Origin of the sequence: Streptomyces sp. B6B3 (genome assembly GCF_039871525.1) — a bacterium.
In the GTDB taxonomy this organism is placed as follows: Bacteria; Actinomycetota; Actinomycetes; order Streptomycetales; family Streptomycetaceae; genus Streptomyces.
The window spans coordinates 107,378-123,894 of the sequence record NZ_JBDPLU010000008.1; the positions used below are offsets into that span (position 1 = coordinate 107,378).

The following is a 16,517-nucleotide window of genomic DNA, read 5'->3' on the forward strand; positions in this document are numbered from 1 at the left end:
GACTACCGTGCCGCGGTGGATCTCTTCTCACGTTCCTGGACCGCGTTGCGCACGGCGGTCGCCGACCTCCCCGACGCGGAGTTCGACCGGCCGTCCGGTTGCGCCGGCTGGCTCGTGCGGGATCTGGTCTGCCATCTGGTCATCGGCGCGCAGGACGTGCTGATCACCCTGGTCACGCCCGCCGACGCCGAGCCGACCGTGGACGCGGTCGGCTACTGGAGCGTCGTCGAACCCCCGACCGGCGAGGACCCGCTCGACGCGCTGATCCCGCGGCTGGCCGCCGCCTACGGCGAACCGCGCTGGCTGAGGTTCCACTTCGACGACGTCGGCGCCGCGGCGGGCCGCGCCGCCGAGCTCGCGGATCCCGCCGCCCGGGTGAGCACCCAGGACAAGGTGCTGACCGTCGGGGACTTCCTGTCCGCGTACGTCCTCGAGTGGACCCTGCACCACCTCGACCTGATCGCGGGTGTGCCGTCGGCCGCCGAGCCGCCGGCCGAGACCCTGGCGGCGGCCCGCACGTTGCTGGAGGGGATCGCCGGAACGCCGTTCCCCGCCGCGGTCTCCGACCGGGACGCGCTGCTGGTCGCCACCGGCCGGCGCCCGCCGACCGACGCGGAGCGGGCCGCGTTGGGCGATCTCGCCGCGCGGCTCCCGCTCAGCATCGGCTGAGCGGGGCCGGGCCGCGTCGCGCGGGCGTCACGCGGACGTCATGCCCCGCGCCGCTCAGGCTATGAGCGAGCAGAAGCTCCCGGAGACGGACAGCGGGTGGGTCTCGCGCACCAGGACGACCTGGCAGAGATAGGCGGCCGTGGTCGTGGTGTTCCACACCTCGTAGGGACCACTGCCCTCCGCCCAGGTCACGACCTCGCAGCCGGCGCCCTCGATCGTGCCCGACGAACCTTCGCTGATCTCCGTGCAGTTGATGAGGCCCTTGTCGGCCTCCTGGGCGGCCAGGGCCGGGGCGGCGGTCAGGGACAGCGCGAGAGCGGCACCGGCGGCCGCGGTGATCCGGAGGAGGTGCTGAGCCTTCACGTCGACTCCTTGAGTGTCGGGTGCATGCCATCCCCATCATCTGACGCCGACTCACCTTTGGCCACAGCGTCACCGACTCCCGGACCACGGCGCCGATGAGGACCGCCGCGACGGTTTTTCCTCCCACGGCTGGTCTGGATACGGACCCGACCCGTCGACCACACCGGAGCATCCGATGTCCCCATCCCCCCTTCCCCAGCTTCCCCGGACCGCCGTCGTCACCGGCGCCACCCGCGGCTTCGGGCGCGCGATCGCCGCCGCCCTGGTCGCCGCGGGCACCCACGTCGTCGGCATCGCCCGCCACGAGCGCGAGCTGAACGGGGTACGCGACGAACTCGGCGACGACTTCACCCCCGTCGCCGCCGACGCCACCGGCGAGACGCTCGCCCAGGACCTGATCCGCGCCCACCGGCCGGGACTGCTCGTCCTCAACGCCGGCGCCGCACCGCACATGACGCCCGTGCACGAGCACACGTGGGAGACCTTCAGCCGCCACTGGGAGACCGACACCCGGCACGTCTTCGGCTGGACCCGGGCGGCGCTGCGGGAGCCGCTGGCGCCGGGCAGCCTGGTCGTGTCGATGTCCAGCGGCGCCGTGCTGGGCGGATCCCCGCTCAGCGGCGGCTACGCCAGCGCCAAGGCCGCCATCCGCTACCTCAGGGGGTACGCGACCGACGAGTCGCAGCGGGCCGGCCTGGGCATCCGCTTCGCCACGCTGCTGCCCAACATGAGCCTGGACGGCGGCATCGGCTCGGTGGCCGCGGCGGGCTACGCGGCCCGCCTGGGCGTGGACCGTGACACCTTCATCCGGGACCGGGGACCCGTGCTCACCGCCGACCAGGTCGGCAAGGCCGTCGTGGAGCTGGCCGGCGACCCGGACAGCGCCCCGGAGTACCGGGTCGTCGGCGGCGACGGGCTGAGCCCGCTCGACTGAGCGACACCGCCCCCACACCGCCCGACACCGCGCCCAGGAGGAGAAGCCACGATGCCCTCGAACCCCGAGTTCGCCGCCGCGACGGAACGGTTCCGGCCGGAACTGCTCGCGCACTGCTACCGGATGCTCGGCTCGATCCACGACGCCGAGGACCTGGTGCAGGAGACCTACCTGCGGGCCTGGCGGGCGTTCGACCGGTTCGAGGGCCGCTCCTCGGTGCGGCGTTGGCTGTACACGATCGCCACCCGGGCGTGCCTGACGGCGCTCCAGACGCGCGCCCGACGCCCGTTGCCGTCGGGCCTCGGCGCGCCCGCGGACGATCACCGGGTGACCGTGACGCCCCGCGACCCGTCGGTGCCGTGGCTCCAGCCCGCACCGGACGCGCTGTTCGGCGGCGACGATCCGGCGGCGGTGGTGGCCGGGCGGACCGGGGTGCGGCTCGCGCTCATCGCCGCGCTCCAGTTCCTGTCCGCCCGGCAGCGGGCCGTTCTGACACTGCGCGACGTGCTGGGGTTCCGGACCGCCGAGGTCGCCGAGATCCTGGACACCACCGACACGGCCGTCGACAGCGCGTTGCGCCGGGCCCGAGCCCGCCTGGCCGAGGCCGGACCGGTCGAGGACGACCTGGCCGAACCGGCGGAACACACCCGCCGGGCCCTGCTCGACGACTACGTCGCCGCGTTCACCCGGGCCGACGCGGACGCGCTGGTGCGCCTGCTGCGGGTCGACGTCGAGCTGGAGATGCCGCCGACCCCGACCTGGTTCACCGGCCGCCGGGCCGTCGTCGGCTTCCTCGCCGGCCGCGTGCTGCGTCCCGACCGGTGGCGGATGGTGCCCACGCGCGCCAACGGCCAGCCCGCCGTCGTCGTCCACCACCGCGCCGCCGACGGCCGCCACGAGGCCCACGGCGTCCAGGTCCTGACCCTGATCGGCGCCCGGATCAGCCGCATCACGGCCTTCAACGACCCGGGCCTGGTCCCCACCTTCGGCCTCCCGTCCGTGCTCGCCCTCAGCGGCGGACCGGCTGGAGGCGGGTGACGCGGTCGAGGTCGCCGACCAGCAGGTCACGGTGGCTGATGCTGAAGTCCCCGTTGAGCAGGTCCGTTCCCGGGCCGTAGCGCCGGCCCAGGACGGTGGCGGGGAGGAAGCCGCGCAGCCCGTGGCGCGTTCGCTTCGGGTAGTCGACGGGTTCGCCCCAGCCGGCGGCGGCCTGGTCGGTGGAGAGCAGGACCCAGTGATCCACGGGCACGGAGGCGTCGAGGTCCGGCGCCGCTCCGGTGTGGCAGTCCAGCGCCGGCAGGGTCAGCCGGTCCGGGTCGAGGGGTGGATACCACAGCAGCAGGGGCTTGGCGCGTTGCGCGTCCGCGTTGTCGAAGCAGCACACGGCGATGGTGTGGTCGGGGAAGTGGTCGGCGTAGAAACGCAGGAGGTCGGGGTCGAGGTCGGGGCGCCGATGCGGGGGCACCCGCCGGAGCGCGGCGGGGATCGCGGTGGGGTCGGCGGCCAGGAGCACCGTGTAGACGTCGTGGTCGAAGACCTGGACGGGCTGCGGTTCCGCGCCGCCCATCCACACCAGGTCACCGGCTCCGCCGGGGACGGCTTCAACGGCGGCGACCATGCGTTCCAGAACGTCGCCGGCCTTTCCGACGGCGAGAAACTGCTCGGGGGTGAGCCGTCTGGTGGGCAGGTGCACCAACATGGCGTTCGGTCCGCCCGCCAGGTTGACGGCGGTGTTCTGATAGCCCAGCACGTGAATGAGGCCGTGTTCGGGATGGCACTGCCGCCCGCAGTACACGATCGTGCCGGAGAACCTGGCCTCAGCCGTCGATATGCACATGACGGGAAGCTACCTCCCCGTCCGGCGGTGCACGGAGGCCTGCCCGCGCCGAGGCCGTCCGGTGTCCGGCCCCGCCGTCCCGGGCAGATCCGTGGTGGGACGCACAGCGCCGCCCGCGCCGCGGAGCGGGCGGGCCGACGGCGGCGAGGGGTGGGTGGGCATGGCTGCGGAGTTCCCGCGGCGCGAGTACCGCGCGATGCCGAACGAGCGCAGGTGGCAGATCGCCGGCGTGGCGGTCACCGTGGCCGCACCGGTGATCGGCTCCTGGACGTGGCCGACAGCGGACGGATTCTGGTGGCTCGGGCCGCTGGTGACCTGCTGTGGCCTGGGCGTCTTCGCCTGGCTCGTGCGCGCCGTCCGGCGATCCGGAACGACCGTCGACGAGACCGGCATACGTGTGCGGGGCATCCTGCGCGCCACGCGGCTGCGCTGGGACGAGATCCTGGACATCCGCTCCGTGAGCGTTCCCGCGGACGAACACGGCCGGGGCGTCGCCACCCACGCCTACCGCGCGGACGGTTCGCTCGTGACCCTGGCACATCTCGACGGTCTCCAGCCGGCCTACCAGCGCGAGCTCGAACTCGTCAGGGAGCGCTGGGAGGAGCTGCGCGGGCCGGGCACGAGACCCCTGACGGACGCCGAACGCCACCACTACGTGGTCCGCCGGCGCGCGCGGTTGCTCCGCGTGACCGGACTCGGAATTCTCGTCTCCGTGCTGCTGGTCGGTCTCTGGGTGTGGCTGGGCCTGACGGTCGGCTGACCGAGCCGGGCGAGGTCACCGCCCGACGGGGCGGCGAACGCCGCACAGGAGAGCGCCCCGGATGATCAGGACAGCTGGGACGGCTCGTCGGGGAACCGGCCGCAGAGCCAGTTGCCCGGTTCCGCCGGGTCGTCGCTCATCCAGAACTGGCGCCACAGCAGCGCGAACTCCTCGCGGCTGAGATGCCCGTCGTCGTCCAGGTCGAGCAACTCCCAGACGCCCGTCATGTCCACCGACTGCCCGTTCCACGTCTCGACGAGCCTGCGGTGTTCCTCCGGGGATATGGTGCCGTCGCGGTCGGCGTCCACGGCGTCGAAGACCGTCTCGGCCGTCGCGGTCACGTCCGCGACCATGGCCGGCAACCTGTCCACGAGCGAGAGCACGTCGCTCAGGCTGACCGCCTCGCCCCCGACATCGCGCAGCGCCGCCCACCACCCCATCAGCAGCGACTCCACCCGCGCCCGCAGCTCCGTGCCCGGCTCCACCCCCGGCAGCCGACTCCAACGGGCCACGAGCGCCCGGAAGTCGTCCTCGCGCAAGCTCCCGTCGCCGTCCACGTCGAACGCGGCGAACATCCCCCTGAGCTTCCGCTCCTGAAACGCGCTGGCCATGAGCGGCCTCCCTCGACGCCGAACCGAACCATGGACCGCCCGCGACGATCCGACGGGGCAGCGGGCGGCGTGCCACTCTAGGCTGGCGCACACCCACGTCTCCATGGGCACATGGGCGCGAATATTCACTCGGAAGAGGGATGTTGAGTCGGTGCGGGTCGCGAGAGTGTGCGCGGGCCCTGAACCGGGAAACGCCTCCGACGCACCCCGGCTCTGGGCATCACCGCGCCTCTTGGGCACGATGAGGCCATGCGTCCCTTCCGCTTCCTCACCACGGTCGACGAACTTCCCGACGGACCCGGCCTGGCCGCCTTCGCGCGTCGTGCGGAGTCGCTGGGGTACAGCGCCCTGATGGCCCCGGACCATCTCCTGGCCCAGTACGCGCCGGTCCCGCTCCTCGCCTCCGTGGCCGCGGCGACCGAGAAGCTGCGCGTCGGCACCTTCGTGTTCAACAACAACCTGCGGCATCCCGCGGTCCTGGCCCAGGAGCTCGCGACGGTCGACCGACTCTCCGGCGGACGCCTGGAGATCGGCCTCGGCGCCGGCTGGAACGAACCCGAACACGACGCGATCGGCATCCCCTTCGAGCCCGTCGGCACCCGGGTCGGCAAACTCACCGAGGCCATCCAGGTCGTCAAGGGCTGCTTCGGCGACGAGCCGTTCTCCCTCGACGGCAGGCACTACACGATCACCGACTACGACGCGCAGCCGAAGCCGGTCCAGCGCCCGCACCCGCCGATCTTCATCGGCGGCGGTGGAAGGCGACTGCTGACGCTGGCCGCCAGGCAGGCACAGATCATCGGCCTGGCACCCCGGCTCGGGAGGGACGAGCGGGGCCTGCCGACCCTGGACGCACCGAGCATCACCCTCGCGGCCACCGAGGAGAAGATCGGCTGGGTCCGCGAGGCGGCCGGCGACCGTTTCGCGGAGCTCGAGCTGAACAGCTACCCGACCGGCGGCCCGACGGTCCTCACCAGCGACGCCCGGGGCGAGGCGGGTAAGCGGGTCGCCGAGCTCCGCGCGCGCACCGGCGTCGAGCTCACCGTCGAGGAGATCATGCAGTCCCCGCACGTGTTCATCGGTTCCGTCAAGGAACTGACGCAGAAGTTCGTCGACCTCCGCGACCACCTCGGCATCAGCTCCTTCCTCGTCGACGACATGGAGACGATGGCCCCGATCGTCGAGGAACTGGCGGGACGTTGAACGGGGCGTTGAACGGGACGCTGAGCGGGACGTGACAGCCGCAGCAGGCCAGGCGCACCGCCGCTGGCGTGCCCGCGAGGCACCCGACGGTGACTTCGTCCTGTTCGGCGACGGTTCCCTCGTGGTGATGGACCTCCTGCGTCTTCGCCCGCCGAGCGGATCCGAGGAGCCACGGGCCGAGCGGTGGCAGTGGGTCGAGCTCCTGCGGGCGACCGAGTGGAGCGCGGTCAACTGGGTGGACGTCGACGCCGTGCTCGCCTCGCACGCGCACGCCGGAAGCCGTGCCGTGGCGGGCGAGTCGTGCGCGCACGGGAGCATCGGCTACGTCGCCCTGACCCGGGCCGACGACGAGGACGCCCTGGAATGGCTCGCGGTCTCCCGATGGTCCAACCCCTTCTGTGAGGTCGCCGTCGACGAGACCACGGTGACCGCCGTCAGCACCGCGGGCCGCGTCTGGGCCTTCCCTCGGAACGCGCCCCAGCGGGTGGTGATCACCGAGGACCTCGCCAACCCGTGGCGTCTCTGACTCCGACTCAGTTCTCGGAGTCGTGCCAACCCTCGGCGACGATGAGCGCGGCGTCGGAGGGGCGCTCGCTGTCGAACACCAGGGCGTCGTCGCGGAGGACGCGGACGCGGTCGACGTACACGCCCCGCCCGAGGTAGTCGGCGTCGGTGCGGTACGTCCACCTCAGCCGCGTGGTGCCGGGCGGCAGGTCCGCCGTGGCCCGGAGCCAGCGCCGGGCCGCGTAGCCGTGCACGGTGCCGTCGGACTCCCAACGGTGCCCGCCGGTGCGGGTGCGGAGGGCGAGCGGTACGGGGCGGAAGGTCCCGGCGTCGTCCGTGGCGGCCTCGACGGTGACGGTGTCGTTCTCCGGCTCGGTGTCGTACCAGAGGTCGAAGCCGACCGTCGTGCCGGTCGCGGCGGGGACGGTGAGCCGGGCGGCGGTGGCGTCCGTCATCCCCGCGAACCACGCGCTGCGGCGCGGGGCAGAACTCACCGGCAGGGAGCGGGCGAAGGCGCGGGCGGGGCGGCGGCGGTAGACGCTCTCGGTGCCGCGCTCCCGGGTCGGGTGCACGCGGTTGGTGAGGAGGACGAACACCATCCGGGAGACGGGATCCACCGTGACGCTGGTGCCGGTGTAGCCGGTGTGGCCCGCGGTCACCGGGGAGCAGAGGGCGTCCATGAAGAAGCGCTGGTCGACCTGCCAGCCCAGGCCGCGCGGGGACGCCCCGATGTCGGCGTTGTGGTTGGTCAGGACGGCACGGACGGTGTCCTCGGCAAGGACGCGGGTGCCGGCGTAGTGCCCGCCGTTCGCCAGCATCTGGGCGAAGACCGCCATGTCCGAGGCGGTGGAGAAGATGCCGGCGTGGCCCGCGACGCCGCCGAACGCCCAGGCGTTCTCGTCGTGGACGCTGCCTCGGATCATGCCGCGCCCGGTCCACGGCTGGTACTCGGTGGCGGCGATGCGGGAAACCAGGCTGGACGGAGGGTTGAACCGCGTGTCCGTCAGACCCAGCGGGCCGGTGACGCGGTCGGCGACGAGGGCGTCGAGCGGGTCGCCCGTGACGCGTTCGAGCAGCACGCCGAGGGTGATGAGGTTGAGGTCGGAGTACTCGTAGCCGCTGCCGGGTTCGCGCTGGAGGGGCGAGTCGTAGATCGCGGCGAGGCGGGCCTCGTTGTCGGGCAGGTCCGCGTAGAGGTTGAGCCACGAGACCAGCCCCGAGCGGTGGACCAGGAACTGGCGCACCGTGACGGCCGCCTTCGCCGGATCGGTGGCCGCGAACTCCGGCAGGTAGTCGGCCGCCGGCGCGTCGAGGTCGATGACCCGCTGCTCGCTCAGCTGGACGGCGACGGTGGAGGTGAAGAGCTTGGTGACCGACGCCATGTCGAAGAGGGTGTCGGTGGACATCGGCACCCACTCGTCCTCCGGCAACTCGACGGCCGTGGCGGTCTCCTCGTCCCAGGAGGCGTAACGCAGCGCGTGGCCGCGGGCCTCGTGCGCCACGATCACGCCGTCGCGCACCGCGATCAGGGCGAAGCCGGGGATGTCGGGAAGGGCGGCGGCCTCGTCGGCGATCCGGGCCACGTGCTCGGGGAGCAGCCCGGCCTCCTGCGCGGTGCCGGGGCGCAGCGGGCGGGAGTGGGCGGGGAAGCGGATGTCCTCGGGCGTGGTGGTCGGCGGGCCGGCGCGGTGGGCCTCCCCGGCGACCGGTGCGGCCTGGGCGCCGGGGGTGGCGATCCCGGGGAGCGCCGGCCCGACGGTGGCGAGGCCGGTGAGGCCGGGCAGGCCGTAGAGGAACTGTCGCCGTCTCATCGCGTGGTGTCGCCTCTCGTCTCGGCGCCGGTCTCGGCGTGGGGGTCAGCGGTGGGTCTCGGCGCCGGTCTCGGCGTGGGGGCGTCAGCGGTGGGCCTCGTCGGTGGGTCTCGGCAGGAGGTCTCCGCGCCGGAACTCAGCGCCGGAACTGCGCCGGGACGCAGCGCCGGAACTCAGCGGTAGAGGAGGTAGCCGCGGCGCAGCCTGCGGAACGCCGCGAGCTCGTCCTGCCAGATCCGCGGGATGTCGCCGGGATCCGCGCCGTCCTCGACGGCGAGCCGGACGCGCGAGTCGCCGCTCAGCTTGTCCAGCCAGAAGGCGCCGTCGCCGTCCTGGCTGCGCCAGCGGTACTCGGGGAAGAGGCGCCACTGTTCGGTGATCATGGTCAGCGCGGTGAGGATGGGATCGTGGGCGTCGACGTCGGTGACCTGGACCTCCACGCCGCCGCACGTCTCGGCCTGCCACTTCGAGAACGTCGGCGTGAAGTACGCCTCCCGGAAGCGGACGCCGGGCAGCGCGCGGGCGTTGAGCGCCTGCTCCCAGCGATGGTCGATGCCCGGCGCGCCCAGCAGCTGGAAGGGGAGCGTGGTGCCGCGGCCCTCGGAGAGCGCCGACGCCTCGAAGTAGCAGGTGCCGACGTAGAGTTCGGCGGTGCGTGGGGTGGGCATGTTGGGCGACGGCGCGACCCAGGGCAGGCCGGTGTCGGTGAAGCGCTGCGCACGGCGCCAGTTGACCAGCCGCTCGACGTGCAGGTCCGTCCGGCGGCCGCCGGTGGCCTCGGGGACGAACACGTCGTTGAACAGGCGCGCGAGTTCGCCGACGGTCATGCCGTGCTGCTGGGCGATGGGCTTCAGGCCGACGAAGCTGGAGTACTCGGCGTGCAGGACCGGCCCGAAGGCGTCGCGGCCCGAGAGCGGGTTGGGGCGGTCGAGGACGACGAAACGCAGGCCGAGGCGTGCCGCCGCCTCCATCGCCAGGTACAACGTCCAGATGTAGGTGTAGAAGCGGGAGCCGACGTCCTGGATGTCGAAGACGATGGTCGTCAGCCCCAGGTCCGCGAAGTGCGCCTCCATCTCGGCGGAGTCGTTGTAGGCGTCGTAGACGGGCAGGCCGGTCTTCGGGTCGGTGAAGAAGTCCTCGCCCTCGCCGGCCTGTGAGGTGCCGCGGAAGCCGTGCTCGGGACCGAAGACGGCGTGCAGGTCGACGCCGCCGTCCGCGACCATGACGTCCACGATGTGGCCGAGGTCGCGGTCGATGCCGGTGGGGTTGGAGATGATGCCGACGCGTTGTCCGGCGAGCGAGGCGTAGCCGCTGGCGCGCAGGGACTCGAACCCGGTGCGCACCGCGCCGTGATCCGGCCGGGCCCGGTCGCCGGCGTGGACGGGGGAGCTGGCCGCCAGCGGCGCCAGGGCGGCGGACGTGACCAGGAGGTCTCTGCGACGCATCGTTTCTCCACGCGGGTCGGGTGGGGCAGGGGTGGGTCAGGGGTAGGTCAGGCCGTGGCCGAGGGGGAAGAGCGGGGTGTCGGGGTCGTCGGCGACGGGGACCATCACCGGCAGCGAGCCGCCGGGATCCGTCTCGCCGAACAGCACCCGGGTCGCGGCCTCCAGCGCCACCGGCACGGTGGAGTACGTCGCCAGATGGGTGCCGGCGCGGGGGTAGTGGGCGATGTCGTACGGCAGCCCCGTGGCGATGGTGACGACCGGCTTGCCGGTGGCGATCAGGGCGTCGACCAGCGCGGCCTGCCCGGGACGCGCCGCGGCGTCGTTCGTGGTGACGACGATCGTGTCGGCGTCCGCGGCCGCCGCCACCGCGGCGTCGATGGCGGCGGGGTCCGGGTCCGCACCCGCGTGCTGGCTGGTGACGGTCACGTCGCGCTCGCCGATGCGCGCGGACAGGGCCTCGGTGGCGGACCGGCTCGGTCCCGACCCGGCCACCAGCACGTTCTGGCCGCCGGCGGAGAGCGGGAGGACGGCGTCGTCGTTGCGGACGAGGGTGGTGGTGCCGTCGGTTATCTCCTGGGCGGCGCGCTCGTGGTCGGCGTTGCCGACGACCTCGGGGACCCGGTCGGGATCGGCGAAGGGGGCGGCCACGATGCCCTGCTCCCGCTTCAGCGTCAGGATGCGGCGCACGGACTCGTCGATGCGCTCCTCGGTCAGCTCACCGGAGGCGACCGCGTCCAGCACGGCGTGGTACGCCAGGTCGAGGTCGGGCGGCATCAGCAGCAGGTCCACCCCGGCCTGGAGCGCCCGGACGGGCACCTCCGCGTCGGGGTACGCCTGCCGCACGCCCTCCATCAACAGTGAGTCGGTGATCACCACGCCGTCGTAACCCAGCTCCTCGCGCAGCAGGCCGGTGACGATCGGCTCGGAGAGGGTGGCCGGGTCGCCCGACGGGTCGAGCGCGGGGAACTGCAGGTGGCCGGTCATGATGGCGCCCGCGCCCGCCTCGACCGCCGCGCGGAACGGCGGCGCGTCGATCTCCCGCCACTCCTCCAGACTGTGGTCGACGGCGGGCAGCTCGTCGTGGCTGTCCTCGTCGGTGTCGCCGTGCCCGGGGAAGTGCTTGGGGCTGGCGACGACGCCGGCCTCCCCGCCCGCCTCGTGGCCCTCCACCTGCGCCGCCGTCAGCTCGGCGACGGCCTGCGGATCGCCGCCGAAGGAGCGGATGCCGATGACGGGGTTGGCCGCGTTGACGTTCACGTCGGCGTCCGGCGCGTGGTTCATGGTGATGCCGACCGCGCGGAGCTCCTCGGCGGATATGGACGCCGCCTCGCGGGCGTCGGCCGCCGAGCCGGAGGCGCCGAGCGCCATGCTGCCGGGGAACAGGGTGGCCGGTGCGCCGAGGCGGGTGATGGCGCCGTGCTCCTGGTCGGTGGTGACCAGCAGCGGTACCCCGGCGGGCTGGTCGACGGCGGCCCGCTGGAGGCCGTTGGACAGGCCGACGACCTGCTCGGGGTTGTCGAGGTTGTCCGACCAGCCGAAGTAGATGACCCCGCCGAGGTCGTAGCGCTCGACGGCCTCCCGGCCGTTGTCCACCCCGAGCCACTCCTGGTTGGCGGCCACGTCCTCCTCGCGCCGGGTGTCGGCGGTCTCGCCGTAGACGTAGGTGACGAAGAGCTGCCCGACCTTCTCCTCCAACGTCATCGACCGCAGCGTCTCCTCCACCCAGCCGTCCCGCGCGGGCTCGGACTGACTCCGCGGGGTGGTCGACGGAGCGGACGGAGCGGAACACCCGTCACCGGAACAGGCGGTCACCGCCGCCGTCACCAGCGTCAACCCGGCGGTCACCACGACCATGGCGAGGCGTCCGCCGTTTCGGGAAAGGACCATCGCGCACTCCCTGGCATGGCTCGGCGTGGGGGACAGGAGTGAACCACCGCTCCTCGAAGCCTGGCGTAAATCGCCGCCAAATCAAGAGGCCCGCGACGGGAAGTTTCTCCCTGGAGCGATACGAGCGCCCAGACATACACCAGAACGGTACATGGGCTAGCCTTGGTACATGTCCATGAAGCGCACGAACGTGTACGCCGACCCCGAGGACCTGGCGATCATCAAGGAGGCGGCCAGGCGCCGGGGCGTGAGCGAGGCCGAGATCATCCGCCAGGGGATCCACCTCGCGGCCATGGCGAACCGGGTCTGGGACGAGCCGCTGTTCTCGCGCACCTTCGAAGGGCCGGGCCGTACGCCGTCCAGGGTCGAGGTTCGTGACGCGGTCGCCGACGCCGTCCACCGCGAGTCGGACCCCGGAACGGCACCGTGATCATCGTCATCGCCGACACGTCCGGCCTCCTGGCGGCCCTCGACTCGGCCCACCCGGAACACGGGGCGGCGAACGAGGCGATCATGGCCGCGGGACTCCTGATCATGTCCCCGCTCCTGCTGGCCGAGCTCGATCATGTTGCCACGCGCGCACTCGGCCGTGAGGCCGCCCTCAGCGCGGTCGACGACATCCGGCGCTGGATGCGAGGGGGCCGCGTCGTCGTTCCGGAGATCACGGAGGGCCACCTGGGCTCCGCCCAGTCGATCCGGGCCCGCTACCGCGCCCTGGACCTCGACCTCGCTGACGCGGTGACCGTGGCCCTGGCCGCCGACTACGACACCGACGCGATCCTCACCCTCGACCGGCGCGACTTCCGCGCGGTGCGCCCGATGGGCCACCACAAGGCGTTCCGGGTACTGCCCGACGACCTTCCGCTCTGAGCCGGATCCGACGGTCGCCACTCGTACCCCTGTCGGGCATGACATCCGCGAGGGCTCGTTCGACCATCGCGCGAGGTGTCGCTGTCGACCGTGGGCGGCGCCCAGGGCTGGTCGAAGCGTGACGCGACCACCGCGACCGGTGGCGCTTGACGTGGACGATGGCCGCCTCGGGGGCCGAGCTGAGGCCGCCAGTGCGCCGGCGCATTGCACATGGCTACGAGCGCCCCCTGCGGGCGCCGCGCGCTCTACCGGCGCCCCCAGGCGGCGGAAATGATGAGCACACCTCACATGAACCTGGTGGCCCGCACCCCTGCCCTCGGCCAGGCGGACATGCGGCGGAAGGAGCCCATGGTGTTGCTTCTCATCTCCCCGGACAGCGTGGAGGAGGCCCTCGACTGTGCGAAGGCGGCGGACCACCTTGACATCGTCGACGTCAAGAAGCCCGACGAGGGCTCGCTCGGCGCCAACTTCCCCTGGGTCATCAGAGAGATCCGCGAGGCGGTCCCGGCGGACACACCGGTGTCCGCCACCGTGGGAGACGTCCCGTACAAGCCCGGCACGGTGGCTCAGGCCGCGCTCGGCGCGGTCGTCTCCGGCGCCACGTACATCAAGGTCGGCCTCTACGGATGCACGACGCCAGACCAGGGCATCGAGGTCATGCGCGCGGTCGTCCGGGCGGTGAAGGAGCATCGCCCCGAGGCGCTCGTCGTCGCCTCGGGCTACGCCGACGCCCACCGGGTCGGCTGTGTCAACCCGCTCGCCGTGCCCGACATCGCCGCCCGCTCCGGCGCCGACGCGGCCATGCTGGACACCGCCATCAAGGACGGGACGCGGCTGTTCGACCACGCCCCGCCGGACGTCTGTGCCGAGTTCGTCCGGCTGGCCCACGCGTCCGGTCTGCTCGCCGCCCTCGCGGGCAGCGTCAGCAAGACCGATCTCGGTCCGCTGACCCGGATCGGCACGGACATCGTGGGTGTGCGCGGAGCGGTCTGCGAGGGTGGCGACCGCACTGCCGGGAGGATTCAGCCGCGTCTGGTGGCCGCCTTTCGGGCGGAGATGGACCGGCAGGCCCGGGAGCACGCGGCCGGCGTCCCGGCCTGACGTGCCCACCGGAGACATGCCGACCTCTGAGCCCGACCGCGTCCCCGGAGGCCGGGCCGCATGTTTCGCCGTCGTCGACCCGGCCACCGGGGAGACCTTCGACGAGGCCCCCGACCAGCATCCGGACGACTTGGACGCCGTGGTCGGCCGGGCCCACCGGGCCTGGCACGGCTGGCGCGCCGACCCCGCCGCCCGCACCACGGCGTTGCGCGTGGCGGCCGACACCGTGGAGAAGGCCGGCGACGACCTCGCCCGGTTGCTCACCCGGGAACAGGGCAAGCCCCTGGCCGAGTCCTACGCGGAGATCGCCCGTACGGTGGCCCGCCTGCGCTACTTCGCGGACCTGGCCCCGAGAACCCGGCGGATCACCGACGGCCGGCCCGTGCACAGCGAGATCCGCTGGCGATCCCTCGGACCCGTCGCCGCGATCGTGCCGTGGAACTTTCCCCTTCAGCTCGCGGCGGCGAAGTTCGCACCCGCGCTCGCGGCGGGCAACACCGTGGTCCTCAAACCGTCCCCGTTCACCCCCCTCGCCACCCGGCTGCTCTGCTCCCTCCTGGCCACCGTCCTGCCCGAGGACGTGCTGACCGTCGTCACCGGCCACGAACCCCTCGGCGCCCGCCTCGCCTCCCACCCGGGCATTCGCCACGTCACCTTCACCGGTTCGGTGCCTACGGGGCGGTCCGTCGCCGAGGCGGCGGCGGCCCCGCTCGCCCGGGTCACCCTGGAGCTGGGCGGCAACGACGCCGCCGTCCTGCTGGACGACGTCGAGGTGGACCGGATCGCGGACCGGCTGTTCTGGGCCGCGTTCCGCAACTGCGGGCAGGTCTGCATGGCGGTCAAACGCGTCTACGCCCCGGCCCGGCTCCATGCCGAGGTCGTCGAAGCCCTCGCCCAGCGCGCGAGGACCGTCGCCGTCGGGCCCGGCCTCGACCCGGCGACCCGGCTGGGCCCGGTCAACAACGCCCCCCAGCTGGCCCGGGTCGAGCGGCTCACGAAGCAGGCCGCGGCGGACGGCGCCCGGGCGGCGGCCGGCGGCCACCGCATGGACGGCCCCGGCTACTTCTTCGCGCCCACGATCCTCACCGATGTCCCGCCCGGCAGCCCGGTGGTGACCGAGGAACAGTTCGGACCGGTCCTGCCCGTGTTGCCGTACCGAAGCCTCGACGAGGCCGTCGACGCCGCCAACGGCACCGGCTTCGGACTGGGCGGCTCCGTATGGGGCACCGATCTCGACCGGGCCGAGGCGGTCGCCGACCGGCTCGAATGTGGCACGGCCTGGATCAACCACCATGCCGAAACGTCCCTCGCCCAGCCCTTCGCGGGGGCCAGGAACAGCGGTGTCGGCGTCGCGGGCGGACTGTGGGGGCTGTACGGCAACCTCCGGCCGTTCGTCGTCCACCGTCCGCAGGAGCCGTGACGATGAGGTTTCGGGCCGCCGTACTGCGCTCGTACGAGGACCCGTTCGCGGTCGAGGAGGTGACCCTGCGCACGGAACTCGCCGTGGGGGAGATCCTCGTCGAGATCGCGGGTTGCGGGATGTGCCGGACCGATCTCGCGGTCCGGCGATCGGCCGGCCGCAGCCCGCTGCCGGCGGTGCTCGGACACGAGGGGTCCGGGGTGGTGGTGCGGACGGGCGGCGGCCCGGACACCTCGATCGGCGTCGGTGACCACGTCGTGCTGAGCTTCGACTCCTGCGGACACTGCCCGAACTGCCGTGGTGCGGCACCCGCCTACTGCGACTCGTTCGCCACCCTCAACCTCTTCGGGGGGCGCCAGGAGGACGTGCCGCGGCTCACCGACGCGACCGGGGGAGCGCTGGCCCCCCGGTGGTTCGGCCAGTCCTCGTTCGCCGAGTACGCGCTCGTCCCGGCCCGCAACGCCGTCCGAGTGGACCCCGCACTGCCCCTCGAACTGCTCGGGCCGCTCGGCTGCGGCTTCCTCACCGGTGCGGGAGCCGTGCTGAACGCCTTCGGGGTCGGACCCGGCGACACCCTCGCGGTCTTCGGCGCGGGAGCGGTGGGCCTGGCGGCCGTGATGGCGGCCACCGCCGCCGGCGCGCTGACCGTGGCCATCGACAGGCATGCCCAACGACTGGCCCTTGCCGAACGGTTCGGCGCGATCCCGCTGTCCGCCACAACGGCCGGACTGCCCGAGCGAATCCGGCGGCTGACCGACGGCGGCGCGCGGTACGCGCTGGACACCACGGCCTCGTCCCCGCTCATCAACGGGGCGCTCCAGGCGCTCCGCCCCACCGGCAGCCTCGGCCTGGTAGCGCGGCTCCACACCGCGCTGCCGCTCGACCCTGGCACGCTGGACCGAGGCCGCGGCATCCGCCACATCAGCGAAGGGGACGCCGTACCCGGACTGCTGATCCCGCTGCTGACCGGGCTGTGGCAGACGGGGCGCTTCCCCTTCGACGAGTTGATCCGCACCTACCCGCTGGCCGACATCAACGAGGCCGAACGGGACTGTGACGCGGGCCGCGTGGTCAAACCCGTCCTGCTCCCGTAACCCCCTCA

17 protein-coding genes are annotated in these 16,517 nt (G+C 73.0%); 11 read left to right on the forward strand and 6 right to left on the reverse strand.

The annotated features are described in order from the left end of the window. Window positions 1-15 precede the first annotated feature (15 nt). Window positions 16-669, forward strand: a complete 654-nt coding sequence (locus tag ABGB06_RS18355) for a maleylpyruvate isomerase N-terminal domain-containing protein (protein WP_347590632.1) — start codon at window positions 16-18, stop codon at window positions 667-669. Window positions 670-723: 54 nt separating this feature from the next. Here the strand turns inward: ABGB06_RS18355 and ABGB06_RS18360 are convergent, their stop codons facing one another. Continuing rightward, window positions 724-1,032 (reverse strand): hypothetical protein, encoded by a 309-nt coding sequence (locus tag ABGB06_RS18360; RefSeq protein ID WP_347590634.1) that lies wholly within the window; start codon window positions 1,030-1,032, stop codon window positions 724-726. A gap of 175 nt (window positions 1,033-1,207) precedes the next feature. Between ABGB06_RS18360 and ABGB06_RS18365 the strand changes: the two genes are divergently transcribed. After that, window positions 1,208-1,966, forward strand: a complete 759-nt coding sequence (locus ABGB06_RS18365; RefSeq protein ID WP_347590636.1) for an SDR family oxidoreductase — start codon at window positions 1,208-1,210, stop codon at window positions 1,964-1,966. Window positions 1,967-2,017: 51 nt separating this feature from the next. After that, window positions 2,018-3,004 (forward strand): RNA polymerase subunit sigma-70, encoded by a 987-nt coding sequence (locus ABGB06_RS18370; RefSeq protein WP_347590638.1) that lies wholly within the window; start codon window positions 2,018-2,020, stop codon window positions 3,002-3,004. On the opposite strand, the gene ABGB06_RS18375 is transcribed toward ABGB06_RS18370, so the two are convergent. Then, window positions 2,976-3,803 carry a hypothetical protein gene (locus ABGB06_RS18375; protein WP_347590640.1) on the reverse strand — a complete coding sequence of 276 codons (828 nt, stop codon included), beginning with the start codon at window positions 3,801-3,803 and terminating at the stop codon, window positions 2,976-2,978. The two genes, ABGB06_RS18370 and ABGB06_RS18375, sit on opposite strands and share 29 nt — an antisense overlap. Before the next feature lie 160 nt (window positions 3,804-3,963). Here ABGB06_RS18375 and ABGB06_RS18380 point away from each other — a divergent pair, with 160 nt between their 5' ends. Then, window positions 3,964-4,563 carry a PH domain-containing protein gene (locus ABGB06_RS18380; RefSeq protein WP_347590642.1) on the forward strand — a complete coding sequence of 200 codons (600 nt, stop codon included), beginning with the start codon at window positions 3,964-3,966 and terminating at the stop codon, window positions 4,561-4,563. Between the two features lie 65 nt (window positions 4,564-4,628). Here ABGB06_RS18380 and ABGB06_RS18385 read toward each other — a convergent pair whose 3' ends face one another. After that, a complete protein-coding gene (locus ABGB06_RS18385; RefSeq protein ID WP_347590644.1) occupies window positions 4,629-5,174 on the reverse strand; it encodes an EF-hand domain-containing protein in 546 nt (181 codons plus the stop codon). Between the two features lie 249 nt (window positions 5,175-5,423). Between ABGB06_RS18385 and ABGB06_RS18390 the strand changes: the two genes are divergently transcribed. Further along, entirely contained in the window at window positions 5,424-6,377 is a 954-nt protein-coding gene (locus ABGB06_RS18390) for a TIGR03621 family F420-dependent LLM class oxidoreductase (RefSeq protein WP_347590646.1), read from the forward strand. A 31-nt stretch (window positions 6,378-6,408) separates the two neighbouring features. Further along, on the forward strand, window positions 6,409-6,903 hold the full coding sequence (locus tag ABGB06_RS18395; RefSeq protein ID WP_347590648.1) for a hypothetical protein: 495 nt from the start codon (window positions 6,409-6,411) through the stop codon (window positions 6,901-6,903). 7 nt (window positions 6,904-6,910) lie between these two features. On the opposite strand, the gene ABGB06_RS18400 is transcribed toward ABGB06_RS18395, so the two are convergent. The 3 genes from ABGB06_RS18400 to ABGB06_RS18410 all read right to left on the reverse strand — a co-directional run bounded on the left by ABGB06_RS18400 (window position 6,911) and on the right by ABGB06_RS18410 (window position 12,024). Further along, window positions 6,911-8,692: a serine hydrolase gene (locus tag ABGB06_RS18400; protein WP_347590650.1), complete on the reverse strand. Its 1,782-nt coding sequence runs from the start codon at window positions 8,690-8,692 to the stop codon at window positions 6,911-6,913. Between the two features lie 173 nt (window positions 8,693-8,865). Further along, window positions 8,866-10,137, reverse strand: a complete 1,272-nt coding sequence (locus ABGB06_RS18405) for a DUF1343 domain-containing protein (protein WP_347590652.1) — start codon at window positions 10,135-10,137, stop codon at window positions 8,866-8,868. Between the two features lie 36 nt (window positions 10,138-10,173). Then, on the reverse strand, window positions 10,174-12,024 hold the full coding sequence (locus tag ABGB06_RS18410) for a glycoside hydrolase family 3 N-terminal domain-containing protein (protein WP_347590654.1): 1,851 nt from the start codon (window positions 12,022-12,024) through the stop codon (window positions 10,174-10,176). Between the two features lie 169 nt (window positions 12,025-12,193). Between ABGB06_RS18410 and ABGB06_RS18415 the strand changes: the two genes are divergently transcribed. The 5 genes from ABGB06_RS18415 (at window position 12,194) to ABGB06_RS18435 (ending at window position 16,509) form a co-directional block, all read left to right on the forward strand. After that, a complete protein-coding gene (locus tag ABGB06_RS18415) occupies window positions 12,194-12,454 on the forward strand; it encodes a CopG family transcriptional regulator (RefSeq protein WP_347590656.1) in 261 nt (86 codons plus the stop codon). Beyond that, a complete protein-coding gene (locus ABGB06_RS18420) occupies window positions 12,451-12,894 on the forward strand; it encodes a PIN domain-containing protein (protein ID WP_347590658.1) in 444 nt (147 codons plus the stop codon). The genes ABGB06_RS18415 and ABGB06_RS18420 overlap by 4 nt, the downstream gene beginning before the upstream one ends. A gap of 351 nt (window positions 12,895-13,245) precedes the next feature. Beyond that, a complete protein-coding gene (locus ABGB06_RS18425) occupies window positions 13,246-13,995 on the forward strand; it encodes a (5-formylfuran-3-yl)methyl phosphate synthase (protein ID WP_347591068.1) in 750 nt (249 codons plus the stop codon). Between the two features lie 16 nt (window positions 13,996-14,011). Then, window positions 14,012-15,415 (forward strand): aldehyde dehydrogenase family protein, encoded by a 1,404-nt coding sequence (locus tag ABGB06_RS18430; RefSeq protein ID WP_347590660.1) that lies wholly within the window; start codon window positions 14,012-14,014, stop codon window positions 15,413-15,415. Between the two features lie 2 nt (window positions 15,416-15,417). Further along, the gene (locus ABGB06_RS18435) at window positions 15,418-16,509 is read left to right on the forward strand and encodes an NAD(P)-dependent alcohol dehydrogenase (RefSeq protein ID WP_347590662.1); all 1,092 of its coding nucleotides are present in this window, start codon (window positions 15,418-15,420) and stop codon (window positions 16,507-16,509) included. Window positions 16,510-16,517 lie beyond the last annotated feature (8 nt).

Coding starts and splice junctions, on each gene's coding strand:
- ABGB06_RS18365 (WP_347590636.1), top strand. CDS start 1,208: ATGTCCCCATCCCCCCTTCCCCAGCTTCCCCGGACCGCCGTCGTCACC.
- ABGB06_RS18370 (WP_347590638.1), top strand. CDS start 2,018: ATGCCCTCGAACCCCGAGTTCGCCGCCGCGACGGAACGGTTCCGGCCG.
- ABGB06_RS18375 (WP_347590640.1), bottom strand. CDS start 3,803: ATGTGCATATCGACGGCTGAGGCCAGGTTCTCCGGCACGATCGTGTAC.
- ABGB06_RS18380 (WP_347590642.1), top strand. CDS start 3,964: ATGGCTGCGGAGTTCCCGCGGCGCGAGTACCGCGCGATGCCGAACGAG.
- ABGB06_RS18385 (WP_347590644.1), bottom strand. CDS start 5,174: ATGGCCAGCGCGTTTCAGGAGCGGAAGCTCAGGGGGATGTTCGCCGCG.
- ABGB06_RS18390 (WP_347590646.1), top strand. CDS start 5,424: ATGCGTCCCTTCCGCTTCCTCACCACGGTCGACGAACTTCCCGACGGA.
- ABGB06_RS18400 (WP_347590650.1), bottom strand. CDS start 8,692: ATGAGACGGCGACAGTTCCTCTACGGCCTGCCCGGCCTCACCGGCCTC.
- ABGB06_RS18405 (WP_347590652.1), bottom strand. CDS start 10,137: ATGCGTCGCAGAGACCTCCTGGTCACGTCCGCCGCCCTGGCGCCGCTG.
- ABGB06_RS18410 (WP_347590654.1), bottom strand. CDS start 12,024: ATGGTCCTTTCCCGAAACGGCGGACGCCTCGCCATGGTCGTGGTGACC.
- ABGB06_RS18415 (WP_347590656.1), top strand. CDS start 12,194: ATGTCCATGAAGCGCACGAACGTGTACGCCGACCCCGAGGACCTGGCG.
- ABGB06_RS18430 (WP_347590660.1), top strand. CDS start 14,012: ATGCCGACCTCTGAGCCCGACCGCGTCCCCGGAGGCCGGGCCGCATGT.
- ABGB06_RS18435 (WP_347590662.1), top strand. CDS start 15,418: ATGAGGTTTCGGGCCGCCGTACTGCGCTCGTACGAGGACCCGTTCGCG.